An 18642-nucleotide genomic window follows, 5' to 3' on the forward strand; every position below is an offset into this window, starting at 1 on the left:
ACCGGGCGAACGGCTCACTGCGCGCTCTCGGCGCTCTCAGCTCTCCCGGCGTTCCGGCCGCCGCTCGCCCCGGTCCTCCGCCTCCGCGTCGGACTTCGCCCGCCGCGCGACCTCGTCGGGCCATACGCCGATGTGGTCGCTCTCCAGAGCCAGCCGCACCCGCTTGCGCATGTGCAGCCGCTCGGTGAACTCGCCCGGCAACTGAAGTCGACCGCTGCCGTCCAGTACCGCGTACTCCTCGGCGGTGAGCACCTCGACGCCGTCCTCACCGGTGGCGACCCGGCGCAGCACCTCGGTCGAGGTGCGGCCGTTGCGGATCCGTACGGTGCGCTGGACCTGCTCGGACACCAGCGCGTCGTGGGTGACCACGATCACGGTGACGCCCAGGTCCTCGTTGGCCCGGCGCAGTGCGGCGAAGACCTCGTCGCTGGTGGCGGTGTCGAGTTCGCCGGTGGGTTCGTCGGCGAACAGCACCCGGGGCTCGTTGGCGTTGGCGACGGCTACGGCGACCCGCTGCTGCTCGCCGCCGGAGAGCGTGTCCGGCGTGCGGTCCCGGCAGTGGCCGACGGACAGCAGGTCGAGCAACTCCTCGGCACGGGCCCGCCGTTGGGAACGCCTGACCCCGGTGTACGTCATCGGGAGCATCACGTTCTCGGCCGCCGTGAGGTAGGGCAGCAGGTTGCGGGAGGTCTGCTGCCAGACGAAGCCCACGGTGGTACGCCGGTATTCCAGCCGCTCGCGGCGCTTCATCGCCAGCAGGTCGTGTCCGGCGACCTCGGCGGCCCCCGCGGTCGGCAGGTCCTGGCCGGAGAGGATGCCCAGCAGGGTGGACTTGCCGGAGCCGGAGGCCCCGATCACCGCGATCATCTCGCCCTGGGCCACGGCCAGGTCGAGGCCCTGGAGGGCCTGAACTTCGACGCCCTCGGTCTGATAGATCCGCACCAGGTTCTCGCAGACGACCAGCCCCTCCTCGCGTTGCGGGACGGCGGCCATGGCGGCCCGTCGGCGCAGCTCGTCCAAGTCCGGTACCCCGGTCGGCTGTTCGTGAACTGCCACGCGGTCCCCCGTGGAGATGAAGTGTGCGGACAACGCTGTCGGACAGCCGCCAGGGTAATGCGGGCTCCCGCCGCCGGTCCGCGGGCGGTGCCGTCAGATGTCCTCGACGATGCGGCCGTCACGGAGTTCGAGCACGCGGTCGGCGAGCGCGAGGAGTTGCGTGTCGTGGGTGGCGACGAGGGCGGTGACGGATTCACTGCGGACGACGGCGCGCAGCAGGTCCATCACGGTGAGTCCGGTGTCGGCGTCGAGCTGGCCGGTGGGTTCGTCGGCGATGATCAGGGCGGGGTTGTTGGCGAGCGCGCGGGCGATCGCGACCCGCTGCTGCTGGCCGCCGGACAACTCGCCGGGACGCTGGTCGGCGTGGTCGGAGAGGCCGACCAGGGAGAGCAGAAGGCCGACGCGGGCTTCGCGCTCGCGGGCCGGGACCTTCCGCAGGCGCAGCGGGACCCCGACGTTCTCGGCGGCGGTCAGAACCGGGATGAGGCCGAAGGACTGGAAGACGAAGCCGATGCGGTCGCGGCGCAGCGCCAGCAGGTCGTCGTCGCCGAGCCCGGCCAGGTCGGTACCGTCCAGGATGATCCGGCCGCCGTCCGGAGTGTCGAGGCCGCCGACCAGGTTGAGCACGGTGGTCTTGCCGGAGCCGGAACGGCCTCTGAGCGCGACGAGTTCGCCGCGCGGCACGTTGAAGGAGACGCCTCGCAGGGCGTGGACGGTGGTGTCGCCGCTGCCGTACGTGCGGCGCAGGTCCTCGACCACCACCATCTCGCCGGTCGGCGTCCCGATGTCCGCAAGAGCGCCGTGACCGCTGGACTGCTCGCTCATACTTCCTTCCCCGCCCCGCCCCGCCCCGGCTCGGCCGGGGAGGTCCTTCCTCCGCACCGTACGGCACGGAGGACCTCCGCAGGAAGATCAGCCATCGTCATTTCGAGGTGCCCGGCGGCAGCCGGCACACCGTGATGTCCGAGCCCGTTTCGGCGGCCAGGGCGGCGAGTTCGGCCTTCCTCTCTGAGCACTCAGGGCACCAGCACCAGCCGCCCGCGCACCCCGCCCTCCGCGAGGCGGGCGTGTGCCTTGGCCGCCTCTGCCAGGGGGAAGGTCTCGGCCACTCGGAGCGTCAGGACGCCCTCGTCCACGAGTGCCGCCAGTTCCGCGAGGCGTGCTCCGTCGGCGGTCACGGCGACGGCGGTCGTCCGTACCCCGCGTGCCGGCGCCGGCTCGCCTCCGGGGCGGACGCCGACGTAGCGGCCTCCGTCGCGCACCCACTCCAGGGCCGGCTCGCCGAGGACCGCCGCGTCCAGTACGGCGTCGAAACTCCCGGCCTCGACGGCGCCCGCCGTGAAGTGCGCGGCCCCCAGCGACCGTACGAGCTCCTCGTCGGCCTCGCGGGCCAGCGCGGTCACCGATGTCCCCCGGTGGGCGGCGAGTTGGACGGCGAAGCCGCCGACCGCGCCGGCCGCACCGGTGACCAGGAGGGACTGCCCCTCGGTCAACTCCAGCAGGTCCAGGGCCTGTACGGCGGTCAGCCCGTTCAGCGGCAGCGTCGCGGCGTGCACCGCGTCCACCGTGGCCGGCGCCGTGGCCACCGCGTCCGCCTCCACCACGACGTACTCGGCGTGGGTGCCGAGCGGGCGCACCATGCCGGGGTCCATCGCCACCACCTGGTCGCCGGCGCCCCAGGCGGTGGCGACACCGGTCGCGTCCACGGTCCCGGCGACGTCCCAGCCGAGCCCGATCCGCTTGCCCGCACCGCCGAAGAAACCCGCCCGTACCCCCTCGTCCACGGGATTCAGCGCGGCCGCGGCGACCTTGATCCGCACCTGGCGCGGCCCCGGTTCGGGCCGCTCGGTCTCGACGACCTCCACGGCCTCGGGCCCCCCGAACCTGTTCACCACTGCTGCACGCATGACGGTCATCTCCCTGTTCCACATGCCACGTTCCCGCTGCGGTCTCTCCTCAGCTGTCTGCAACCCTAGGAAGAGCTACTATCCACTGGTAAGTAGTTACCTGAAGGTGCCTAGGTCCCCCAGAGGTGAGCGATGCCGACGACGACGGCCGCCCAGCGGCGCGAGCAGGCGCGTGCCGAGTACGACGCGTTCATCCGGTCCTGTCCGACCAACCAGCTTCTCGACCGGATCAGCGACAAGTGGGTCAGCCTGGTCGTCTGCGCGCTGTCCCCCGGGCCGATGCGCTACAGCGAGCTCGCCCGCAAGATCGCCGGCGTCAGCCCCAAGATGCTCACCCAGACCCTGCGCTCACTGGAACGCGACGGTCTCCTCGACCGCACGGTCACCCCGTCCGTGCCCGTCCGCGTGGACTACGAACTCACCCCGCTCGGCGTCAGTCTCTCCCTGCTCCTGGCGGGTGTGAAGGACTGGGCGGAGACCCACATCGAGCAGGTCCACGTGGCACGCGAGCGCTATGACGCGGAGGCCGGGAGTTAGAGCCTCTAACAGAACGGGCCGCCCTCCGATCCGTGTGCGAGGAGCCGACGCGGGCGCGGAGGGAGATCACTACTCTGCACGAGTGCTCTCATACGACGAGTTGACTTCACCGGAACGTGAGTTGTGGGACGCGTTCCCCGAGGGGCGCCGGGTGGACCTGCGCACGGGCGTTCCCGAGGACGACCGCGTCGTCGAGGGCGGGCAGTGGGGTGCGGGGCGGACGGTTCGGGCCGCCGTGATCGTGGCGCTCCTCCTGGGCGCGAACACCGCGCGACCGGGCGCCGTCGCATGCCTGAGGCTCGCCGGGGCGAGGATAACCGGGCCCCTCGATCTGGCCGGCGCGCAGATCGGTCAGTCCCTCTGGATCGAGAACTGCTGGTTCGAGGAGCCGGTGAACCTTTTCGGGGCGTCGACACAGACGCTCGTGATCACCGGCAGCCGCGTGCCCGGCATCGACGCCGGGGCGGCGCGCATCGACGGAAACGTCGACCTGCGGCGCTCACTCGTGGAGAGTGGCGCTTCCTCGCCTTTCAACCACGACATCACGGCCTTGTCGCTCACCAACGCCCGGGTGACCGGCGGAGTGGTCCTCAACAAGGCCGAGTTCGACGCGCCCGGCGGCTGGGCCGTGGCCGCCGGCGGCCTGGTCATGGAAGGGGGCTTCTTCTGCCGGGGCGGGTTCGTCGCACGAGGTGAAGTGCGCTTCCTGGGTGCTCAGTTGCCGGGCGGACTGTTCATGCAGGGCGCACACCTGGCGGACCCCGGTCCACGCGGAGTGGCGCTCGCTCTGGACAACGCCGTAGCCTCGGCACTCGACTTCTCCGACGGGTTCACCGCGAACGGGACCGTACGGCTGCAGGGCACCCGGGCCTCGGGCACCCTGTCCTTCGAAGGAGCCGTCCTGAACGGACCGCCCGACGGCCAGGGCCCCTCCTTGGTCGCTCTGCAGATGCAGGCCGTCGACTTCGACTTCACCCTCGCCCGGCCGCCGTCCGGCACCGTGGACCTCCAGGGCGCGCAAGTGTCCTACCTCCACGACAGCGAGCACAGCTGGCCGGACGTGGTGGAGCTGGACGGCTTCGTCTACGGCTCCATCAAGGCGGACGAGGCGGGCGGGCGGCGGGAGGCAGCGCGCCGTCGGAACTCTGTGCCCCACCGCGTGGCGTGGATACGACGCTGCCCCGGCTACAACCCCCAGCCCTACGAACAGTTGGCGAGCTGGTACCGGAAGGCCGGTCACGACGACGAAGCCCGCCGCGTACTCCTGGCCAAACAGCGCCACCGGCGTCAGACCCTGCCCCGGATCGCACGCGCGTGGGGGCACCTGCTCGACGTGACCGTCGGCTACGGCTACCGCCCCTGGCTGGCCGGCGTCTGGCTCCTCGCGCTGACCTTGCTGGGCACACTGTCCTTCCGCACGCACTCCCCCACTCCGGTCCAACGAGGCGAAGGCGCCCCGTTCCAACCCCTGGTCTACACACTGGACCTGTTGATCCCCATCGGCGGACTGGGCCAGCGCACCGCCTGGTACTGGCCGAACGAGAGCCTGCAGTGGCTGGCCTACCTGCTGATCGCCTTCGGCTGGGTGCTGACGACCGCCATCATCGCGGGTGTCACCCGCGCACTGCAGAAAAACTAGTCGGCGACAGCCGAGTTCCGCCTGCGCCCACAGTTCCTCGTCGACTTCCCATGGCCCGGCGGCACCGCTCAGAAGACGTTGTTCTGGCGGTGCCGGCTGCGCAGATCGACGAACTTGGTGCGGGCCTCTTCTTCCGTGAGTCCCTGGTTGACCTGGATCAGCAGGTCGGCCAGGGCATCGCGGGACTCCATGAACCCCTTCCACTTCTGCTGAGGCTTGTACCAGGTGTCGAAAGCCGTCCCGATCGCGACCAGAAGCGACAGGGCGGGAACCCAGTCGACGAGCCAACTCACGGCCCCACCGCCGAGATTCTGGTCCGCTGCGACGATCGCCGAGGTGACGATCAGGGTGAAACGGGTCACGAAATAGGTGATGCCGTAGTTGAACGTGCCGATGCGCAGATTCCGTCTCGCCCGGCGCATCTCGGACTCCAGGCTGATGCCCGGTTGCTGGTCACCGGTCGGGTCTCCGATTCGCCTGAGCTCCAAGACTCGCTCCCAAGTCGCGGTGTGGGACGGCTCGTTCCGCGAGACATTCTTCCCGCGCCATGGCGTTCCGCGTGTCCGGCTCAACAGGACCCGCACACGCGGAGCCGCACCGGAACGGCGGCCGAAAAGCACTGTTCGGGCGCTCGAACCCGCCGCTCGCAACCGCCAGTTCAAGCCGATGTGCTGATGCGGTCATGACAGTTCCGGTTTCCGGGTGTCAATCTGCTCTCCGAAAGTTCACCGCCTGCTCACAGGTGTCTCACACAACTCCCTTGTCCGACACCCGACTTCACCCCGCACGGCAGCGAGGACCTGACCCCTCCTCGAGCCGTGCCGGCCACCCGCGCGCCGCCGGACGGCCTCACCAGGCCGACCCGCTCTCCCGGGCCCCACACCAGGCCCGACCACCCCACAGAAGGAGAACGCATGCTCCGGCAGGACCGTCATCACCGTCGCACCAGACACAGCATCGCCCTGGCCCTGACAGCCGCAAGTGCCATGCTCGTGGCCGGAATCCAGAACGGCACCGCCGTGGCCGCGTCCGACGGCCGTGCCCCGGCGAAGATCCTGGCCACCCCCGACGCCGGCGCGGCCCCCGCCTCGCTCTCGCCGGCGAAGCGCACGGCGCTGCTGAAGAGCGCGGCGACCGACGCCCCGGACACCGCGAGGATCCTCGGTCTCGGCACCCGCGAGAAGCTGGTCGTCAAGGACGTGGCCCAGGACGCCGACGGTACGACGCACACCCGCTACGAACGTACCTACGCAGGCCTGCCCGTCCTCGGCGGCGACCTGGTCGTCCACGACAGCGCCGGCCGCCTCACGGTGTCCCGGGCCACGAAGGCGGCCCTCGCGCTCCCGTCCACCAGGGCGAAGGTCTCCTCGGCCACCGCGAAGGCCCAGGCGCTCACCACCGCGGCGAAGACCGGCGCCGAGCGGCCCGCGCTCGACGGCAGCCCGCGTCTCGTCGTCTGGGCCGCCTCCGGTCACCCCGCCCTGGCCTGGGAGTCGGTGGTCGGGGGGTTCCAGGACGACGGCACCCCCAACGAACTCCACGTCATCACCGACGCGGACTCCGGAAAGCAGCTCTTCCGGTACCAGGGCGTCGAAACCGGCACCGGCACCGGCCAGTTCAACGGCACCGTGCCGCTCAGCACCACGCTGTCCGGCTCGACCTACCAGCTCGTCGACGGCGACCGCGCCGGACACCGCACCTACGACCTGAACCAGGGCACCTCCGGAACCGGCACGCTCTTCACCGACGACAACGATGTCTGGGGCGACGGCACCCCGGCCAACCGGCAGACCGCGGGCGTGGACGTCGCCTTCGGCGCGGCGGCGACCTGGGACTACTACAAGAACGTCTTCGGCCGCAACGGCATACGCAACGACGGCGTCGCCGCCTACAGCCGCGCCCACTACGGCAACAACTACGTCAACGCCTTCTGGCAGGACGCCTGCTTCTGCATGACGTACGGCGACGGTTCGGGCAACACCCACCCGCTCACCGCGCTCGACGTGGCCGCCCACGAGATGAGCCACGGCGTCACCGCGGCCACCGCGGGCCTCACCTACTCCGGCGAGTCGGGCGGCCTGAACGAGGCGACCTCCGACATCTTCGCCGCCGCCGTGGAGTTCTACGAGAACCTGCCGGCCGACGTCCCGGACTACCTGGTCGGCGAGAAGATCGACATCAACGGCAACGGCACCCCGCTGCGTTACATGGACAAGCCGAGCAAAGACGGTGCGTCCAGCGACAACTGGAGCCCGTCGCTCGGCGGACTCGACGTCCACTACTCCTCGGGCCCGGCCAACCACTTCTTCTACCTGCTCTCCGAGGGCAGCGGAGCGAAGACCGTGAACGGGGTCGCCTACGACAGCCCCACCTACGACGGCCGGCCGGTGGCAGGCATCGGCATCGACAACGCCCAACGCGTCTGGTATCGGGCGCTCACCACCTACATGACGTCCAGCACGAACTACGCGGGCGCCCGCACGGCCACCCTCCAGGCCGCGGCGGACCTGTTCGGCGCCTACAGCCCCTCCTACCTCGCGGTGGCCGACGCGTGGGCGGCGATCAACGTGGGCAACCGGATCGCGCTGGGCGTCAACGTGGCGCCGATCGCGGACCAGATCAGCGGCGTCGGGCAGGCGGTGTCCCTCCAGACGGACGCGTACACCACGAACTCCGGCGCGGGTCTGACGTACACGGCGACCGGCCTGCCGGACGGGCTGACGATGAGTGACACGGGCCTGATCTCGGGCACCCCGACCACCCTCGGCACCAGCGACGTCACCATCACGGTCACCGACGACACCGGCGCGAGCAGCACGGTGAACTTCTCCTGGGAGGTGGCGTACGTCTACGGCAACGCCACCCGCGTCGACATCCCCGACAACGGCGCCGCGGTGGAGTCCCCGGTCACGGTCACGGACCGCACCGGGAACGCCTCGGCGACCACCCAGGTCTACGTGAAGATCATCCACACCTACCGGGGTGACCTGACGGTCGACCTGGTCGGTCCCGACGGAACCGTGTACTCGCTCCTGAACCGCAGTGGCGGCTCCGCCGACAACGTCGACCAGACCTTCACCGTCGACGCCTCCGCACAGCCGGTGGACGGCACCTGGAAACTCCGCGTCCAGGACCACGCCCCGATCGACGTCGGCTACATCGACCAGTGGCGGCTCACCCCCTGATCCTCCCCCGCCCTCTGGGGAGCCGTTGTCCCGGGACACCCTCGGTGGCCCGCGGCAACGGCTCCGCCCATGTGCCGACAGCACCCGTTCGGCGTAACGTGTAGTGGGAATGCCGTGGCGTGCACCCGCATGATTCAGGAGCGTCAGGAGCGCATCATGGGGAGACCTGTTCGTCGGCGCGCGTGCGGCGGTTCCGCCGTGCGGCGTACCGCTGTTGGAGTCGTCACCACCGTGCTCACCGCCGGTGTGTGCGCCGTACCCGCCGCGGGGGCGACCGCCTCCCCGGCGACCCCCGCCGCCACCTGCGCCGACACGGTGTATACGGGAATGACCCAGGCACAGCGCGTCGGCCAGCTGTTCATGGGCGGAGTCGCCGCCGGCCGTCCGAGCACCACGGATCTGCAGACACTGCGCACCTATCACGTCGGGTCCGTCATGCTCACCGGACGCAGCAGCGCCGGAACCGCCGCGACGCGGAAGGTGGTCGACGGGGTCCGTGCGCAGGCCGACACGGTCGGCGGGCACCGGGTCGGGCTGCTGGTCTCCACCGACCAGGAAGGCGGCCAGGTCCAGGTGCTCAGCGGCCCCGGCTTCTCCGTCATACCCAACGCCCTGACCCAGGGCACGTGGAGCACCGCGACCCTGCGCAGCCGCGCCGAGACCTGGGCGAAGCAGCTCAAGGCGGCGGGCCTGGACCTCAACCTCGCCCCGGTCGCCGACGTGGTGCCCGCGAGCCTCGGCACCCGCAACGCTCCCATCGGCCACTTCTACCGGGAGTACGGCCACACCCCGGCCGTCGTGACCTCGCACACCGGCGCCTTCGCCGCGGGCTTCCGCACGGCCGGGGTGATGACCACCTTCAAGCACTTCCCGGGCCTGGGCCAGGTGATCGGCAACACCGACACCACCGCGAACGTCGTCGACTCGGTGACCACTACCACCAGTTCGAGCCTCCAGCCGTTCCAGAGCGGGATCAAGGCCGGTGCGCCGTTCGTGATGATCTCGTCGGCCAAGTACACCAAGATCGACTCGAAGCACCTGGCCGCGTTCTCACCGACCGTCATCAACACCCTGCTGCGCGGCAAGTTCGGCTTCAAGGGCGTCGTCATCTCCGACGACCTGGGCCAGGCGGTCGCGGTACGCGCCTACACTCCGGCACAGCGGGCGGTGCAGTTCATCGGCGCCGGCGGCGACATGGTCCTCACGGTCAAGGCGTCGACCGTGCCGGCGATGGTGCAGGGAGTTCAGGCCCAGATGGCGAAGGACGCCTCCTTCCGCGCCAAGGTCGCCGCCTCCGTGCACCGCATCCTCACGGCCAAGGCAGCGGCCGGCCGCCTCACTTGCAGCTGAGCCTCCGGCCGGTCGCCCGTCACGGTCGCCTTCGCCTCATCCCGCCTCGGCCGACAACGCCTCGACACCGGACGTGTCCCGGCGGGAGACGGCCAGGTAGCCGACGAAGCAGGCGATGGCGGCCGTCCAGGCGAGGGTCACCGGTGCCAGTCCCAGGCCGAGTCCGCCCCGGCTGTGGCCGACGGCCATCCAGTCGGCGAGCGAGGCGCCGAGCGGGCGGGTGATGACGTAGGCCGTCCAGAAGGCCGGCACGGCGCTCAGGGCACCGCCGCGGTGGGCGATCGCGGGCAGGCAGATCGCGACGGCGAAGAGGACCACCGAGCCGAGGTAGCCGAGGCCGGCGGTGGCGGTCAGGTCCCCGGCCGCGGTGCCGAGGGCGAACGTGGCGAGGACGGCCGCCCAGTAGAAGATCTCGCGGCGGCGGGTGCGGATGCCGTGGATGGACAGGGTCCGCTCGACGGCGTACCAGAGGGCGAAGACCGCGGCCAGCACGACGAGGAAGAACGGGGTCGACAGCATGTAGGGCACGCCGAGACCGACGTGCAGGAAGTCGGCCGCCATAGTGCCGAAGACGCTGACCATGACGACGGCGGTCCAGTACACCCAGGCGATGTACCGCCGTACGGCGAACTGCACGGCCAGGGAGGCCGCCAGGGCGAGACCGCCGAGACCGACGGCCGGTACCGGGCCGAGGAGCCGGGCCAGCAGGTCCGACGCGGTCTCGCCCATCCCGGTGGTGAGCACCTTGATGATCCAGAAGTAGACGGTCACTTCCGGCACCTTGTTCGCCAGGGTGCGGAGGGGAACGCGGGAACGGTCGTCGAGGAGGTGCTCTGTGGTCATGAGCGGCACCATGACACGCCGGGCTCCAGGCACCACAGATGTCTTTGCCAATGCTTTGGCGCCTCTGGTGCATGAGTTTCTCATCCGCGCGCCCGACCTGAACGCAACCTGAATGCCTCGGCAGAGCCCCTGGTCAAGGCGGTCGAGCCGGTGATAGGCGCGCATGCGTTCGCGTGCCGCGCGGGGTGCACCGCGTCCGTCCCGGACCGGCGATCGTCTAGAGTCTCCTACGGCGTCTACAAGGCTGTAGTCCCCCTGGGTGTCCAGGTAGAGCCGTCCGCGGAAAGGGCCCCGTTCATGACCACTCCGATCCTCGCGGCGTCACAGCTGGCCGTGAACGTGCTCGACGCCCATTCGCTGCTGGCGGCGTTCGGTGTGCTCGGCGTCGGGGTGGTGATGTTCGCCGAGACGGGGCTGCTGGTCGGGTTCTTCCTGCCGGGCGACTCCCTGCTGTTCACCGCCGGCCTGCTGTGCACCGGCTCGGCACAGGGCAGCCTGCACCTGTCCCTGGGGCCGCTGCTCGTCGCCGCGGCCGCGGGTGCGCTGGCCGGGGCGCAGTGCGGATACCTGCTCGGCCGGAAGGCCGGCGGAGCGCTGCTGGCCCGCAGCCGCTCCCGGCGCCTGCACGAAGGCGTGACACGCGCCGAGGAGTTCCTCGACCGGTACGGACACGCGAAGGCCATCGTGCTGGCTCGCTTCGTGCCGGTGGTGCGGACGGTGCTCAATCCGATGGCGGGTGCGCTGGAGGTCCCGGTGCGGACATTCACCCAGTGGCAGATCGTCGGCGGACTCGTGTGGAGCATCGGCCTCACCCTCGCGGGATACGCGCTGGGCTCGTCGATCCCGAACGTCGACCGGTATCTGCTGCCGCTGGTGGCGCTGATCGTGATCGTGTCGCTGATCCCCGTCCTCGCCGAGGTGTACCGGGGGAGGCGGCGGGCCGCCGGGGCCGAGGAGGGACGCGGGTGACCGTCGCCGGGTCCGGGCACCGTGGGACGGCGGTGACCGCACGGAGGAGCATGAGCCACAGGATCCTGGTCGTCGAGGACGATCACGCCCTGCGTGACGTGCTGCGCCGCGGGCTCGCCGACGAGGGCTTCGAGCCCGTGCCCGCCGCCGACGGCGCCACCGCCCTGCGGCTGGCCGCCGAGGGCATCGGCGCCGTCGTCCTGGACGTCGGGCTGCCGGACGCGGACGGCAGGGACGTGTGCCAGGCGATGCGTGCCAACGGATTCACGGCCCCGATCATCTTCCTGACGGCCCGCCACCACCTCACCGACCGGCTGTCCGCGTTCTCGGCGGGGGCCGACGACTATCTCCCCAAGCCGTTCCACCTCGCCGAACTCGTCGCCCGGCTGCGGGCGACACTCAAACGGGCCGCCCCGCCGGCGGTGACCACGGCCGCGGACCTGGTGCTGGACCCGACCCGGCACAGCGCGAGCGTCGGCGAGACCCGGGTCGAGCTGTCCCCGACGGAGTTCCGTCTGCTGGCCACCCTCGTGGCCGCGGGCGGCGGCATCGTGAGCCGCCGCGACCTGGTGCGGGCCGCGTGGCCGGACGGCGCCCAGGTCAGCGACAACACACTGGACCAGTACCTCAGCCGGCTGCGCCGCAAGCTGCGCGAGGCGGGCAGCGGCCTGAGCCTGGGGACGGCGCGCGGGATCGGCCACCGGCTGTCGTGACCGGCCTCCTGCGGCACCTGGCCCCCCGCACGCTGCGCGGCAGGCTCTCGCTCGTGGCACTGACCACCGCGGCCCTCCTGATGACCGTCCTGACCGTGGCGTTCAACACCGTACTGGACCGGCATCTGCAACATCAGGCGGACGCCGAGCTGCGCAACCGGGCGGACGCCGTCGCCACCACCGTGGACACCAGCGGCCCACGGGTACGGGTGCTGGAGACCGTCAACGACCGGCTCCTCGACGCCAACGTCTGGATCTACACCGGGACACGGCTGCTGGAGAAGCCTCCGTCCGCCGCCGCCGACAGCATCCTGACCGAGGCCGCCGCGCGGCTCGCCGTACGGGGTGGCGACGTCTGTACGACCGTGGCGGCCGGGAATCCCCGGTCCGTCCGCCTGTGCGCCCACTCCCTGGCCGGCCGCCGCAGCACGGCGACGGTCGTCACCGCCCTGGACCTCGCCCCGTACCGCAATTCGGCAGCGGCCGTACTGCTGGGTTCCCTGGTCCTGGACTCCGTCATGCTCGCGTGCACCTACGCGCTGACCCGCCTCGCCGTCGGGCGGGCGCTGCGTCCGGTGCGCACCATGACCGACCAGGCCACCGAGTGGAGCGCCGTGGGCTCCGACGAACGCTTCGGCGCCGCCCACCAGCCGGCCGAACTCGCCCGCCTGGGCGCCTCGCTGGACGCGCTGCTGAACCGCATCCGTACCGTGCTGCGGCACGAGCGGCAGCTGACCGGGGAGCTGTCCCACGAACTGCGTACCCCGCTCACCCGGATCATCATCGAACTGGACTGGTGGCGGGCCCGGCCCCGCTCCGCCGCCGAGACCCGTGCCACCCACGAGGTGATCGCCGAGGCCGCCCAGGCGATGCGCTCCATCTGCGACACCCTGCTGGACGACGCCCGGGAGGACGCCCGCACCGCCGCCACGCCCCCCGGCGCCACGGCCGTCGTGCCGGTCCTGTGCCGGTTGGTCGACCGCCTCGAAACGCCTGAGCAGGTCAAAGCCGTCGTCGATCCGGCGGTGCCCGAGCTGGCGGCGGGCGTCCGGCCGGCCCTTCTCGAACGCATCGTCAGCCCGCTCCTGGCGAACGCGGTCCGGTACGCGCGCTCCACGGTGACCGTGGCCGCGCGACCGGTGCCCGGCGGGGTGCGGATCACCGTCACCGACGACGGTCCCGGCGTACCGGAGCCGTTCGTGGCCGACCTGTTCCAGCCCGGCCGCCGGGCCGATCCCGGGGACGGCCACGACGGCGCGGGCCTGGGGCTGCCGCTCGCCCGGCGCCTGGCCCGGGCCGTCGGCGGCGAGGTCTCCCACGATCCCGCCCACACCTCCGGCGCTCGCTTCGTGACCGACCTGCCCGCCGGGTGACCGGATCCTGAACATCTGCCGCGCGTCCGCCCGGGCCGCCGCCCACGTGCCACGCCGCTGCCCCTCTGCCTCTACGCCGCCGACACCGGCACCGGCTCCCCGCGCCCCTCCCAGGGCCGGGCCAGCCCCACCAGGGCCAGTCCCGCCGCCAGCAGCGCGCCCAGCATGATGAGCGCCATCGGGCGGGAGCTGCCCTCCCCGAACACGCCCACCAGCGGGGCGGCCAGGGCTCCGAACAGGAACTGGAAGCCGCCGAGGAGCGCGGACGCCGCGCCCGGCGCCGCGCGGCCGACCGTCTGGCCGATGCTCATGGCGCTCGGGAAGACCAGGCCGATGCCGCCGGCGGTCACGAACAGGGTGCTCCAGGTGCCCGCGAGGGTCTCGCCCACGGTCTCCACCAGCAGGACCTGGGCCAGCGCGCCCAGCAGGGCGATCCCCACTCCCGCCGCGAGCAGGGTGTTCAGGCGGGTGCCGCGCCCGGCCAGGCGGGCGAAGGAGGCCCCGGCGGCCAGCATGGCGACGGCGTTGCCGGCGAAGATGAGGGAGTACGTGGTCGAGGAGACCCCGTGCAGGTCCTCGAAGACGAAGCTGGAGCCGCTGATGTAGGCGAACATCGCGGCCGAGACCAGGGCGACCACCAGGACGTACCCCATGAACGTGCGGCCCGCGAGCAGCCCGCCCATGGCCCGGAAGGTCCCGGTGAGTCCGCCGCTGTGGCGCCGCTCCGGCGGCAGTGACTCGGGTACCGCCCGCACGACGGCGAGCAGGAGCAGCACACCGAGCACGGCCAGTACGGCGAAGACCGTGCGCCAGGTGGAGACGGCGAGGACGGCCCCGCCGAGCACCGGCGCGGCGACCGGTGCCACGCCGATCACCTGTGACAGCACCGCGAAGTAGCGCGGCAGTTCGGGTCCGTGGAAGCGGTCGGTGAGGACGGCCCTGGCCAGGACCATGCCGGCCGCGCCCGCCACGCCTTGCAGGAAACGGGCGCCGGTGAGGGCGGCGATGTCCGGGGCGGCGGCGCAGGCGACGGAGCAGAGGACGAAGCCCACCGTGCCTGCCATGAGCAGCCGGCGCCGGCCGAGGCCGTCGCTGAGCGGGCCGATGACCAGCTGGCCGACGACGAGACCGGCCAGGAACGCGGTCATCGTCAACTGCACGGCCGAACTGCTCGCCCCGAGCGCCTCCCCCAGCGCGGGGAAGCCGGGGACGTACATGTCCGTCGCGAGCGGGGCGACGGCGGTCAGCGCGCCGAGCACGGCGATGAGGGCGGTGGCCGTACGCCCCGAAGGCGCAGGTCCGGCGGTGTCGGGGACGGCGTCGGCGCGATTGCGCGAGGATGACGGAGCTGCCATGAAAATAAAGGTAGCCGATAGTTCACCAGCTAACAAATATGGAGAGCGAGAAGACGAGCCGCATGCCCTCCCCCTCCTCCCCCAGCCCCGCCACCCCGTCCGCCGCGGACGTCGGCGCCCAGTGGGCCGCGCACCACCCCGGCCTGGACACCTCCCCCATGGAGCTGGTCGGGCTGCTCAAGCACGCCACCGGCCTGCTCAACCGCTCCGTGGAACCCCTCTACGCGGGCGCCCCGCTCACCGCACCCGAGGTCGACATGCTGATCCCGCTGCGGCACGCGACCGAGCCGTTCATCGCCCGCGGCCTCGCCGAGCGGCTGGGCCTGTCCCGCGCGGGGGTCAGCAAGACCCTCGGCAGACTGGAGCAGCGTGGTTTCATCGCCCGTACCCCCAACCCGGCCGACCGGCGTGCCGCCCTGGTCACCATCACCGAGGCCGGCGCGAAGGCGGTCGACGACCTCTTCCCGCGGCAGCTCTCCGTCGAGATCGGCCTGCTGGACGGCCTGGGCGAGGACCGCGAGTGGGTGACCGAGGCGCTGCGCCGGCTGGTGGCGGCCATGGAGGCCCGCGGGGCCCACGGCTGACAGGCGGTTCCTGTTGTAGGGGTTGCTCCAATTAGAGTGCTCACTGGAGAGGCGGCCCGTCACCGGGGCCGCCGCGATCCCCGAGGGGCGCAGAGATGACCGGGCCGCAGACGACGCGCAGGAAGCGCGCCAACGGGGTGGAGTCGCGTCAGCGCATCCTCGACGCCACCGTCGAGATCGCCGGCGAGCGCGGCTACGACGGCACGTCCATCGCGGCCGTCAGCGCCAAGTGCGGGCTGCCGGCCAGCTCGATCTACTGGCACTTCAAGGACAAGGACGACCTGATCGCCGCGGTCATCGAGCGCAGCTTCGAAACCTGGCTGACGGCCGTCGAGCTGCCCGGCGAGGACGCCGGCACCCCGCTGGAACGGGTCACCCTGATGGCCGCGAACGTGGCGAGGTCCCTCGTCGCCGCCCCGGACTTCCTGCGTCTCGGCCTGATGCTCGCGCTGGAACGCCGCCCGACCGAGCCGCGCGGCCGGACGGTCTTCCTCCAGGTCCGCGAGGTCTCCCACCAGCGCATCGCCGAGGTCATCGGCGCCCTCTTCCCGACTCTGGCCAGGGATGTCGTGGACACCCTGACCACCTATGCCGTGGCCGGCGCCGACGGCCTGTTCGTGCACCGGGAGGTCAAGGGCGACTCCGTCGACCTGGTGGCCCTGTTCGAACTGCACGCCCGGCTCATCCACGACGCCGCCGCCCGGATGGCGGCACCGGCGGAGCGCTGACGGCCGGCACGTCGACGCCCCGCGCGCGAGTGCGGACTCAAGACGCCGGGCCCTCGTGGGCGACGGTGACGACGATCTTGCCGACCTGCTCGTTGGCCGCCATGTAGCGGTGCGCCTCGACGATGTCCGTGAGATCGAAGGTGCGGTCGACGACGGGGTCGAAGGAGCCGGAGCTGAGGCCCGCGTTGACGAACGCGACCGCGCGGCGCAGCCGCTCGGGGTCCGTGGTGATCTCGAAGAGGGTGTACGTGCTGCTGGTCAGCGCCGGGAAGGACTGGGCGTTGGGCAGCGGGGTGGGGCGCGGGTCGAGGGCGCCGTAGACCACCAGGAAGCCGCCCGGGGCGATCCCCTGGGCGAGGGCCTCCACGCCGGGCCCCGCGACGGGGTCGAAGGCCAGGCGGACGCCCTCGCCGCCGGTGATCTCCTTGATCCGGGCCGGCAGGTCCTCCTCGTCGGTGACGATGACGTGGGCCGCGCCCGCGTCCAGGAGGCGCTGCTTCTTGGCGGAGCCGCGCGTGGTGGCGATCGGGACCGCTCCGATGTGACGGGCGATCTGGATGGCGGCGAGTCCGACGCTGCTGGAGGCCGCCGTGATCAGGACGTGGTCACCGGGCCGCACCCGGCCGCTCTCGGCGAGGGGGCCGTAGGCGGTGATGTAGGCCATCCACACGGCCGCCGCCCGGACCGGGTCGACGTCGGCGGGGCGCGGCACCACGGCCGAGGCCGGGACGATGACGTGGTCGCCGTAGGTGCCGTAGTCGGTCTGGAGGAACTGCGGTACGACCGCCACCGGGTCGCCCGCCGCGAGGCCGTGCACGCCCTCGCCGACCGCCTCGACCACACCGACGGCCTCGTAGCCGAGCAGGGAGGGGAAGACCGGCGCGTAGAAGTAGGCGCCCTCGCGGAACATGATCTCGGCGCGGTTCAGACCGATCGCGTCGACGCGCATCCGGACCTCCCCCACGCCGGGCGCGCCGACCTCGACATCACGGAGGGTGAGGACCTCGGGTCCGCCGGTCCGGTCGAACTGAACGAGTCTTGCCATGGCGCATCCGTCCTGAGGGAAGAGATCGGTGAGTGAACGCGCCGGGTCGCCCGGCGTCTCCACTCACCTTGCCCCAAGGTTCGATGGCCGTCAAATTTTGAGCGCGATCGAAATAAGGTCCCGGTCGTCGAGGTCACCGCCCGTCTCGTGCCAGGTCCGCCTCCGCCGCCGCGGCGGCCAGCACCGCGGAGAGCAGTCCGGGGAAACGCAGCTCCATCTCGTCGGTGCGCAGCGTGTTCATCTTCGTCGTCCCGACGTAGTACTGCCGGATCACACCGGCCTCGCGCAACACGTTGAAGTGGTGTGTCAGCGTCGACAGCGAGACGGGCGCGACGAACGTCCCGCAGCTCATGTCCTCCCCCGCTCGGGCCAGCTGCGACACCACCGTGCGCCGCACCGGGTCCACCAGCGCCTCCAGCACCTGCTGGAGCGAGACCTCCGACAGCTCGGGGTGCTCCACGGTGCGGGCGGTGGTGCGGGGGCGGGCCACAGTGACTCCTCGGGGCGGCTGCTGGGCGGTCAAGTCATAGTACGACCGCCATCGAAACCGCATCCGCCCCCGAAATCTTCCGCCGGACCGCAGAGCACCCACGGTCGTCCGGCGCGGGGGACAAATGCGTTGCCCCGGCCCGTGACGGTCACTAAAGTCGCCCGCGTGACTGCCGGGTCGGCCATGGGCCATGCACGAGTGAGGCTTCCGGCCTCGGCGTGAGCCCGAGGCGGGCAAGAGGCCCGCCAGCATCTCCGCGTCCTCGCCCCGGCGCCCGTATGCGGCGCCCGTCCCAGCGGATGTCCCGAGACCGGAGAGACCACATCGATGCCCCTTGACCAGCCACACCCGCACGCGTCCGAACTGCCGTCGGCAGCCGTACAGCTCAACCACACCGCCATATACGCCAGCGACCGGCACCTTTCCGCCGGGTTCCTCGCCACGGTCCTGGGCCTGGAGGTCGGCACCCCGTTCGGGCCGTTCCTGCCCATGGACCTCGGCAACGGCGTGACGCTCGACTACTACGAGAAGCGCGACGAGCCGATCCAGTCGCAGCACTACGCCTTCCTGGTGCCCGAGGAGCGGTTCGACGGCATGATCAGCCGCCTGGAGGCGGCCGGGGTCACCTACTACGCCGACCCGCACCACACCCGACCCGGCCGGACCAACGGCCTGTTCGGCGGTCGCGGCGCCTACTTCGAGGACCCGGACGGCCACAACATGGAGATCATGACGCGGCCCTACGTCCGCCCGTAGGCCCCGGGCCCCGGCGCGTGGAACGGGTGTGGGCGGGCCGGGGGGGGGACGGGCGCCCCCACCCCGCGGGGGATGGCCGTGCCCCCGACAACCCCAACGGGGGGGGGGATTT

At 71.6% G+C, this 18642-nt stretch carries 18 protein-coding genes; 10 read left to right on the plus strand and 8 right to left on the minus strand.

Features of this window, described 5'->3' with window-relative positions:
- Positions 1–36: 36 nt before the first annotated feature.
- The 3 genes from ACWGKQ_RS38965 to ACWGKQ_RS38975 form a co-directional block, all read right to left on the minus strand.
- A complete protein-coding gene (locus tag ACWGKQ_RS38965; protein ID WP_453296799.1) occupies positions 37–993 on the minus strand; it encodes an ABC transporter ATP-binding protein in 957 nt (318 codons plus the stop codon).
- Between the two features lie 156 nt (positions 994–1149).
- Positions 1150–1881 carry an ABC transporter ATP-binding protein gene (locus ACWGKQ_RS38970; protein WP_453296782.1) on the minus strand — a complete coding sequence of 244 codons (732 nt, stop codon included), beginning with the start codon at positions 1879–1881 and terminating at the stop codon, positions 1150–1152.
- Positions 1882–2072: 191 nt separating this feature from the next.
- Positions 2073–2963, minus strand: coding sequence for an NADP-dependent oxidoreductase (locus tag ACWGKQ_RS38975; RefSeq protein ID WP_453296783.1), 891 nt, complete (start codon positions 2961–2963; stop codon positions 2073–2075).
- 132 nt (positions 2964–3095) lie between these two features.
- On the opposite strand from ACWGKQ_RS38975, the gene ACWGKQ_RS38980 reads away from it, so the two are divergent.
- Positions 3096–3500, plus strand: coding sequence for a winged helix-turn-helix transcriptional regulator (locus ACWGKQ_RS38980; RefSeq protein WP_453296784.1), 405 nt, complete (start codon positions 3096–3098; stop codon positions 3498–3500).
- 82 nt (positions 3501–3582) lie between these two features.
- The gene (locus ACWGKQ_RS38985) at positions 3583–5139 is read left to right on the plus strand and encodes an oxidoreductase (RefSeq protein ID WP_453296785.1); all 1557 of its coding nucleotides are present in this window, start codon (positions 3583–3585) and stop codon (positions 5137–5139) included.
- Between the two features lie 68 nt (positions 5140–5207).
- On the opposite strand, the gene ACWGKQ_RS38990 is transcribed toward ACWGKQ_RS38985, so the two are convergent.
- Entirely contained in the window at positions 5208–5627 is a 420-nt protein-coding gene (locus tag ACWGKQ_RS38990) for a hypothetical protein (protein WP_453296786.1), read from the minus strand.
- Positions 5628–6053: 426 nt separating this feature from the next.
- Here ACWGKQ_RS38990 and ACWGKQ_RS38995 point away from each other — a divergent pair, with 426 nt between their 5' ends.
- Positions 6054–8324 (plus strand): M4 family metallopeptidase, encoded by a 2271-nt coding sequence (locus ACWGKQ_RS38995; protein ID WP_453296787.1) that lies wholly within the window; start codon positions 6054–6056, stop codon positions 8322–8324.
- 156 nt (positions 8325–8480) lie between these two features.
- Complete coding sequence (locus ACWGKQ_RS39000) at positions 8481–9674, plus strand: glycoside hydrolase family 3 N-terminal domain-containing protein (RefSeq protein ID WP_453296788.1); 1194 nt, start codon at positions 8481–8483, stop codon at positions 9672–9674.
- A gap of 36 nt (positions 9675–9710) precedes the next feature.
- Here ACWGKQ_RS39000 and ACWGKQ_RS39005 read toward each other — a convergent pair whose 3' ends face one another.
- Positions 9711–10517 (minus strand): COG4705 family protein, encoded by an 807-nt coding sequence (locus ACWGKQ_RS39005; RefSeq protein WP_453296789.1) that lies wholly within the window; start codon positions 10515–10517, stop codon positions 9711–9713.
- A gap of 297 nt (positions 10518–10814) precedes the next feature.
- Between ACWGKQ_RS39005 and ACWGKQ_RS39010 the strand changes: the two genes are divergently transcribed.
- Genes ACWGKQ_RS39010 through ACWGKQ_RS39020 form a run of 3 tightly spaced genes read left to right on the plus strand, consistent with a single transcriptional unit; the run spans position 10815 to position 13572 of the window.
- Positions 10815–11486 carry a DedA family protein gene (locus ACWGKQ_RS39010; protein WP_453296790.1) on the plus strand — a complete coding sequence of 224 codons (672 nt, stop codon included), beginning with the start codon at positions 10815–10817 and terminating at the stop codon, positions 11484–11486.
- A gap of 50 nt (positions 11487–11536) precedes the next feature.
- Complete coding sequence (locus ACWGKQ_RS39015; RefSeq protein ID WP_453296791.1) at positions 11537–12199, plus strand: response regulator transcription factor; 663 nt, start codon at positions 11537–11539, stop codon at positions 12197–12199.
- Positions 12196–13572: a sensor histidine kinase gene (locus ACWGKQ_RS39020; RefSeq protein WP_453296792.1), complete on the plus strand. Its 1377-nt coding sequence runs from the start codon at positions 12196–12198 to the stop codon at positions 13570–13572. Before ACWGKQ_RS39015 ends, ACWGKQ_RS39020 begins: the two co-directional genes overlap by 4 nt.
- A gap of 71 nt (positions 13573–13643) precedes the next feature.
- On the opposite strand, the gene ACWGKQ_RS39025 is transcribed toward ACWGKQ_RS39020, so the two are convergent.
- Positions 13644–14927 (minus strand): multidrug effflux MFS transporter, encoded by a 1284-nt coding sequence (locus ACWGKQ_RS39025; RefSeq protein ID WP_453296793.1) that lies wholly within the window; start codon positions 14925–14927, stop codon positions 13644–13646.
- Positions 14928–14989: 62 nt separating this feature from the next.
- Between ACWGKQ_RS39025 and ACWGKQ_RS39030 the strand changes: the two genes are divergently transcribed.
- A complete protein-coding gene (locus ACWGKQ_RS39030; protein WP_453296794.1) occupies positions 14990–15511 on the plus strand; it encodes a MarR family winged helix-turn-helix transcriptional regulator in 522 nt (173 codons plus the stop codon).
- A 95-nt stretch (positions 15512–15606) separates the two neighbouring features.
- Positions 15607–16239 carry a TetR/AcrR family transcriptional regulator gene (locus ACWGKQ_RS39035; RefSeq protein WP_453296795.1) on the plus strand — a complete coding sequence of 211 codons (633 nt, stop codon included), beginning with the start codon at positions 15607–15609 and terminating at the stop codon, positions 16237–16239.
- Positions 16240–16276: 37 nt separating this feature from the next.
- On the opposite strand, the gene ACWGKQ_RS39040 is transcribed toward ACWGKQ_RS39035, so the two are convergent.
- Positions 16277–17284 (minus strand): zinc-dependent alcohol dehydrogenase family protein, encoded by a 1008-nt coding sequence (locus tag ACWGKQ_RS39040; RefSeq protein ID WP_453296796.1) that lies wholly within the window; start codon positions 17282–17284, stop codon positions 16277–16279.
- A 133-nt stretch (positions 17285–17417) separates the two neighbouring features.
- On the minus strand, positions 17418–17774 hold the full coding sequence (locus ACWGKQ_RS39045) for a helix-turn-helix domain-containing protein (RefSeq protein WP_453296797.1): 357 nt from the start codon (positions 17772–17774) through the stop codon (positions 17418–17420).
- Between the two features lie 327 nt (positions 17775–18101).
- Here ACWGKQ_RS39045 and ACWGKQ_RS39050 point away from each other — a divergent pair, with 327 nt between their 5' ends.
- Positions 18102–18530 carry a VOC family protein gene (locus ACWGKQ_RS39050; RefSeq protein WP_453296798.1) on the plus strand — a complete coding sequence of 143 codons (429 nt, stop codon included), beginning with the start codon at positions 18102–18104 and terminating at the stop codon, positions 18528–18530.
- Positions 18531–18642: the final 112 nt, after the last annotated feature.

It is taken from the genome of Streptomyces sp. NPDC054770 (genome assembly GCF_053611985.1).

Bases quoted from the DNA above. Each gene is read 5' to 3' on its own strand.
- ACWGKQ_RS38965 (WP_453296799.1), bottom strand. From the start codon at position 993: ATGGCCGCCGTCCCGCAACGCGAGGAGGGGCTGGTCGTCTGCGAGAAC.
- ACWGKQ_RS38970 (WP_453296782.1), bottom strand. From the start codon at position 1,881: ATGAGCGAGCAGTCCAGCGGTCACGGCGCTCTTGCGGACATCGGGACG.
- ACWGKQ_RS38975 (WP_453296783.1), bottom strand. From the start codon at position 2,963: ATGCGTGCAGCAGTGGTGAACAGGTTCGGGGGGCCCGAGGCCGTGGAG.
- ACWGKQ_RS38980 (WP_453296784.1), top strand. From the start codon at position 3,096: ATGCCGACGACGACGGCCGCCCAGCGGCGCGAGCAGGCGCGTGCCGAG.
- ACWGKQ_RS38995 (WP_453296787.1), top strand. From the start codon at position 6,054: ATGCTCCGGCAGGACCGTCATCACCGTCGCACCAGACACAGCATCGCC.
- ACWGKQ_RS39000 (WP_453296788.1), top strand. From the start codon at position 8,481: ATGGGGAGACCTGTTCGTCGGCGCGCGTGCGGCGGTTCCGCCGTGCGG.
- ACWGKQ_RS39005 (WP_453296789.1), bottom strand. From the start codon at position 10,517: ATGACCACAGAGCACCTCCTCGACGACCGTTCCCGCGTTCCCCTCCGC.
- ACWGKQ_RS39010 (WP_453296790.1), top strand. From the start codon at position 10,815: ATGACCACTCCGATCCTCGCGGCGTCACAGCTGGCCGTGAACGTGCTC.
- ACWGKQ_RS39015 (WP_453296791.1), top strand. From the start codon at position 11,537: ATGAGCCACAGGATCCTGGTCGTCGAGGACGATCACGCCCTGCGTGAC.
- ACWGKQ_RS39025 (WP_453296793.1), bottom strand. From the start codon at position 14,927: ATGGCAGCTCCGTCATCCTCGCGCAATCGCGCCGACGCCGTCCCCGAC.
- ACWGKQ_RS39030 (WP_453296794.1), top strand. From the start codon at position 14,990: ATGCCCTCCCCCTCCTCCCCCAGCCCCGCCACCCCGTCCGCCGCGGAC.
- ACWGKQ_RS39035 (WP_453296795.1), top strand. From the start codon at position 15,607: ATGACCGGGCCGCAGACGACGCGCAGGAAGCGCGCCAACGGGGTGGAG.
- ACWGKQ_RS39040 (WP_453296796.1), bottom strand. From the start codon at position 17,284: ATGGCAAGACTCGTTCAGTTCGACCGGACCGGCGGACCCGAGGTCCTC.
- ACWGKQ_RS39050 (WP_453296798.1), top strand. From the start codon at position 18,102: ATGCCCCTTGACCAGCCACACCCGCACGCGTCCGAACTGCCGTCGGCA.